Below are 5,421 nucleotides of genomic sequence, written 5' to 3' on the forward strand. Positions count from 1 at the left end.
GTCATGAAGTCGCTGGTCTGCACGGCGCGTAGCGCGACGACGTAGTCGTAAGTGCGGCCATCGCCCATCACGCCCACGCTCTTGACCGGCAGGAACACGGCAAAGGCCTGGCTGGTCAGCGCGTACCAGCTCTTGCCCGTGGCCGGGTCGATGGTGTTGCGCAGCTCCTCGATGAAGATGGCATCGGCGCGGCGCAGCAGGTCGGCGAAGTCCTTCTTCACCTCGCCCAGGATGCGCACGCCCAGGCCCGGACCCGGGAAGGGGTGGCGATAGACCATGTCGGCCGGCAGGCCCAGGGCCACGCCCAGGGCGCGCACCTCATCCTTGAACAGCTCGCGCAGCGGCTCCAGCAGCTTCAGCCCCAGCGTCTCGGGCAGGCCGCCGACGTTGTGGTGGCTCTTGATCGTCGTGGCCTTCTTGGTCTTGGTGCCACCGCTCTCGACGACGTCGGGGTAGATGGTGCCTTGCGCCAGCCACTTGGCGTTCTTCAGCTTCTTGGCCTCGGCCTGGAAGACCTCGACGAACTCGGCGCCGATGATCTTGCGCTTCTTCTCGGGGTCGGCCACGCCGGCGAGCTTGCCGAGGAAAGCCGCACTGGCGTCAACATGCACGACCTTGGCGTGCAGACGGCCGGCGAACATGTCCATCACCATCTGGCCTTCGTTCAGGCGCAGCAGGCCRTGGTCGACGAAGACGCAGGTGAGCTGGTCGCCGATGGCGCGGTGGATCAACGCGGCGGCCACCGACGAGTCGACACCGCCGGACAGACCGAGGATGACTTCCTCATCGCCCACCTGCTCGCGGATCTTCGCAACGGCCTCGTCGATGTAGCTGCCCATCTGCCAGTCGCCCTTGCAGCCGGCGATGTCGCGCACGAAGCGGCGCAGCAGCGCGTCGCCCTGCACGGTGTGCGTGACCTCGGGGTGGAACTGGACGGCGTAGTAGCGCTTCTCCTCATTGGCCATGCCGGCGATGGGGCAGCTGGGCGTGGAGGCCATCAGCTTGAAGCCCGGCGGCATCACGGTGACCTTGTCGCCATGGCTCATCCAGACCTTGAGCATGCCGTGCTTCTCGGGCGTCTCGAAGTCCTGGATGCCTTCCAGCAGCTTGGTGTGGCCGTGCGCCCGCACCTCGGCATAGCCGAACTCGCGGTGATCGGCGGCCTCGACCTCACCGCCGAGCTGGACCGTCATCGTGAACATGCCGTAGCAGATGCCCAGCACCGGGACGCCGGCGTCCCACACGGCCTGCGGCGCGCGCAGCTCGTGGTCTTCGTAGGTGGAGGCGTGGCTGCCGCTGAGGATGATGGCCTTGGGTGCGAACGACTTGATGAAGTCGTCGGACACATCGTTCGGATGGATCTCGCAATACACCGCCGCTTCGCGCACGCGGCGGGCGATGAGCTGGGTGACCTGGGAGCCGAAGTCGAGGATGAGGACTTTGTCGTGTTGCATGGTGAACTCAGGCGGTTTGCAAAGCGGTGCGCTGGCCGTGGAAGAAGCGGTAGGCGACGATCAGGCCGATCAGCTGCAGGGCGGCGCAGGTGTAGAAGGGCAGGCCCATCAGCGGATCGGTGGCCGGGCGGTGTGACACCCAGCCCAGCAAGGTCAGGCCGACGACGGGCGCGATGACGGCCATCAGGCTGTTCAGCGACGACACGGCACCCATGGCCTGGCCTTGCCGGGTCGGCCCCGCCGCATTGGAAATGATGCTCTGCACCGCCGCGGTCGCAACACCGCCGAGCAGGTTGAAGGCGATGACGGCGTACATCATCCAGCCCTCGGTCGCGAGGCCGAAGCCGAGATAGGCCAGCGATGCAGAGCCCATGCCGATGAGTGCCAACCGCCGCGGGCTGAAGCGCGCCAGCAGCGGCTTGAGCAGCACGCCCTGGCTCAGCACCGACACGATGCCTACCGCGAACAGGGACCAGCTCACCTCGAGCGGCCCCCAGCCGAACTTGAACTTGGTGTAGAGCACCCAAGTCATGTGCAACATGAACTGCGCCAGCGACGCCAGCGCGATGACGACGACCAGCGACCCGACGCCCTTCAGCGCCGCCAGGCCACGCAGGGACGACACCGGGTTGGCCTTCTTCCAGTTGAAGCCCGTGCGCCTGTCAACGGGCAGGGACTCGGGCAGCACGAAGAAGCCGTAGCACCAGTTCACCACGGCCATGCAGCCGGCGGCGAGGAAGGGCCAGTGCACGTCGTAATGGCCCAGCCAGCCACCGATGACCGGGCCGAGGATGAAGCCGACGCCGAACATCGCGCCCAGCTGGCCGAAGCGGCGCGCTCGGTCTTCGGCCGGCGTGATGTCGGCCACATAGGCATTGGCGATGGCGATATTGGCCTGCATGGCGCCCGAGAACAGGCGCACGGCAACGAGCATCCACAGCGCCGTGGCCACGGCGGTCACGAAAAAGCTCAGCGCCAGGCCCGCAAAGCCGATCAGCAGCACCGGCCGGCGGCCGAAGCGGTCCGACAGCGAGCCAAGCACGGGTGAGCCGATGAAGTTGGCCACGCCGAAGGCCATGGTCACCATCAGGAAGGCCGAGGTCTGCTCGTCGTTGCTGTGGGTGAAGGTGCCGACGATATGCGGCAGCACCGGCACCATCAGCCCGATGGAGATCATGTCGATCAGCACCGCGGCCATGATGAAACCCATGGCCGGGGTGCGTTGCGTGGAGGAACTCATCGTCTTCCTGAAAAGCGCAACGGGGCGACTCTCGTTCGCCCCGTTGTCTCGGTCGGCAGCAGCAAAGCGTTCGACGGGCCGCCCCTAGAACGATTTGCGCCCCCGCGGGGGGCGGTTTGACCGTCAACGGTCAAACCGGGGGCCACAGTCACTCGCTGCGGTAGTTCGGTGCTTCCTTCGTGATCTGCACGTCGTGGACATGGCTCTCGCGCATGCCCGCCGTCGTGATCTCGACGAACTCGGCCTTGTCCTGCATGTCAGCGATGGAGCCGCAGCCGCAGTAGTGCATCGACGCCTTCAGGCCACCGGCCATCTGGAAGATGACCTGCACGACCGAGCCCTTGTAGGGTACCTGGCCTTCGATGCCTTCCGGCACGAGCTTGGACGTGTTCGGGTTGTTGGCCGAGGTGTCCTGAAAGTAGCGATCCGCACTGCCCTTGGCCATCGCGCCCATCGAGCCCATGCCGCGGTAGCTCTTGAAGGTGCGGCCCTGGTAGAGGATGACCTCGCCGGGCGCCTCCTCGGTGCCGGCGAAGGCACCGCCCATCATCACGCAGTCGGCGCCCGCAGCGATGGCCTTGGCCAGGTCGCCGGAGTAGCGCACGCCGCCGTCGGCGATGACGGGCACGCCGGTGCCCTTGAGCGCCGTGACGACGTTGTCGATGGCGGTGATCTGCGGCACGCCGACACCCGCAACGATGCGGGTCGTGCAGATGGAGCCGGGGCCGATACCGACCTTGACGCCGTCGGCGCCGGCTTCCACCAGCGCCAGCGCTGCGGCGCCGGTTGCGATGTTGCCGCCGATGACGTCGACGTTCGGATAGTTGCTCTTGACCCAGCGCACCCGCTCCAGCACGCCGGCACTGTGGCCGTGGGCCGTGTCGACGATGAGGGCATCGACGCCGGCACGCACCAGCAGTTCGACGCGTTGCTCGGTGTCGTCGCCGAAGCCGACTGCCGCGCCGACGCGCAGCTTGCCCTGGGCATCGCGCGCGGCGTTGGGAAAGCTGGTCTGCTTGGTGATGTCCTTGGTGGTCATCAGGCCGCGCAGCTCGAAGGCGTCGTTGACGACAACGACGCGCTCCAGCTTGTGCTTGTGCATCAGCGCCTTGGCCTCGTCGGTGGACGCGCCGTCCTTGACGGTGATGAGCTTCTCGGCCGGCGTCATGATCTCGCTGACGCGGGCGTCCATGCGGGTCTCGAAGCGCAGGTCGCGGCCGGTGACGATGCCGATGACGCGCTTGCCCTCGACGACCGGGAAACCCGAGAAGCCGTGCTGGCGGGTCAGCTCYATCGCCTCGCGGACCGTGGCGTTCGGGCCGATGGTGAGAGGCTCGCGAACGACGCCACTCTCATAGCGCTTGACCCGGGCGACTTCGCGCGCCTGGGATTCGGCGCTGAGGTTCTTGTGCACGATGCCGATGCCCCCCTCCTGCGCGATCGCGATCGCCAGGCGAGCTTCGGTCACGGTGTCCATGGCGGCGGACACCAGCGGCAGGTTCAGGGGAATGTTGCGCGACAGGCGGGTCGCAAGGCTGGTGTCACGGGGCAACACCTGGGAGAACGCTGGCACCAACAGAACATCGTCGAAGGTGAGCGCTTTGCCGAGAAGGCGCATGAGGAAAGCTCMAGACGCAAAGCGGCATTATACGGAGGGTCACGCAGGGGCCGTTGCCTCTGCGCCAACAGGCCCTAAACTGGCCGCATGCCTCGCAAAGCCTTTCGCCAAGCTCTTCTCGTCCTGCTCTGCCTCGCTGCAGCCGGCGCCGCTCAGGCCCAGTGGAAGTGGCGCGATGCCAAGGGCAATGTGCAGTACAGCGACATGCCGCCGCCGCCCGGCACACCGGACAAGGACATCCTGCTTCGCCCCTATGTGGCGAAGCCGACCATCGTCGTCGCGCCGCCCAGCACTCAGGCCAGCGCTGCTTCCGCGCCCAGACCGCCCGCCAGCGCGCCGACCAAGGCCGAGCAGGAGGCCGCTGCACGCCAGAAGAAGGACCAGGATGGCGAGACCGCCAAGCAGAAGGAAGAGGAACGCCGCGTCGCCGCGCAGCGCCGCGAGAACTGCGCCCGCGCCCAGGCCAATCTGCGCGATTTGCAGAGCGGCACGCGCCTGACCCGCACCAACGAGAAGGGCGAGCGCGTCTTCATGGACGAGGCCCAGATCTCCGCCGAGGTCAGCCGCGCGCGCGACACCATCACCAGCGAGTGCAAGTGACCCGCTGAGCCAACGCGTCTAGCCGTCGGCTCAGCCCGCGTGTTTGGGCCGATGTCGCGACACGATGCGCTCGCCACGCTTGGCGTAGCGCAGACGCCGCGCTTCCTTGGGGTCGACGGTCAGCGCGCGGTAGACCTCGATGCGATCACGCTCGCGCAGCGGCGTCGTCAGCGGCCGCGCACGGCCCCAGATGCCGATGTGCAATTGATCCAGAGGCTGGCTCTGGGCGGCCATGAAATCGACGCAAGCGCGCAAGGCGGTGTCGACGGTGGCGCCCTCCTCCACCTCCAGCCAGCGGTGCTGAACATCACCCGCCCGCGGGCTCCACACCAGCTCAACGCGGACCATATTGACTCTCGGCACGCTGCACGAAACTGTCGACGAAGGTGTTGGCGATGCGGTCGAACACCGGGCTGACGACAGCCTCCAGCGCGCCGCTGCTGAAGGCATAGCTGAGCTCGAAGGCGATCTTGCAGGCCGTGGCTTCGGCCTCCGCACCGGGCTTGTTC

6 protein-coding genes are annotated in these 5,421 nt (G+C 67.0%); 1 reads left to right on the forward strand and 5 read right to left on the reverse strand.

Annotated elements, in window-relative coordinates:
- The 3 genes from guaA to guaB form a co-directional block, all read right to left on the reverse strand.
- Window positions 1-1,454 (reverse strand): glutamine-hydrolyzing GMP synthase (gene guaA / locus ACXJKR_RS23025; protein ID WP_457324785.1); only part of this gene is annotated, 1,454 nt, incomplete at its 3' end.
- A 7-nt stretch (window positions 1,455-1,461) separates the two neighbouring features.
- Window positions 1,462-2,694, reverse strand: a complete 1,233-nt coding sequence (locus ACXJKR_RS23030) for a TCR/Tet family MFS transporter (RefSeq protein ID WP_056197908.1) — start codon at window positions 2,692-2,694, stop codon at window positions 1,462-1,464.
- 148 nt (window positions 2,695-2,842) lie between these two features.
- Complete coding sequence (guaB, locus tag ACXJKR_RS23035; RefSeq protein WP_457324786.1) at window positions 2,843-4,312, reverse strand: IMP dehydrogenase; 1,470 nt, start codon at window positions 4,310-4,312, stop codon at window positions 2,843-2,845.
- Between the two features lie 87 nt (window positions 4,313-4,399).
- Here guaB and ACXJKR_RS23040 point away from each other — a divergent pair, with 87 nt between their 5' ends.
- The gene (locus tag ACXJKR_RS23040) at window positions 4,400-4,912 is read left to right on the forward strand and encodes a DUF4124 domain-containing protein (protein WP_056197912.1); all 513 of its coding nucleotides are present in this window, start codon (window positions 4,400-4,402) and stop codon (window positions 4,910-4,912) included.
- Between the two features lie 30 nt (window positions 4,913-4,942).
- On the opposite strand, the gene ACXJKR_RS23045 is transcribed toward ACXJKR_RS23040, so the two are convergent.
- Window positions 4,943-5,260, reverse strand: a complete 318-nt coding sequence (locus tag ACXJKR_RS23045) for an RnfH family protein (protein WP_056197915.1) — start codon at window positions 5,258-5,260, stop codon at window positions 4,943-4,945.
- A partial coding sequence (locus tag ACXJKR_RS23050) for an SRPBCC family protein (RefSeq protein ID WP_457324787.1) occupies window positions 5,247-5,421 on the reverse strand: 175 nt, incomplete at its 5' end. The genes ACXJKR_RS23045 and ACXJKR_RS23050, both read right to left, overlap by 14 nt.

Source organism: Roseateles sp. P5_E11, assembly GCF_054049355.1.

Bases quoted from the DNA above. Each gene is read 5' to 3' on its own strand.
- ACXJKR_RS23045 (WP_056197915.1), bottom strand. From the start codon at position 5,260: ATGGTCCGCGTTGAGCTGGTGTGGAGCCCGCGGGCGGGTGATGTTCAG.
- ACXJKR_RS23040 (WP_056197912.1), top strand. From the start codon at position 4,400: ATGCCTCGCAAAGCCTTTCGCCAAGCTCTTCTCGTCCTGCTCTGCCTC.
- ACXJKR_RS23030 (WP_056197908.1), bottom strand. From the start codon at position 2,694: ATGAGTTCCTCCACGCAACGCACCCCGGCCATGGGTTTCATCATGGCC.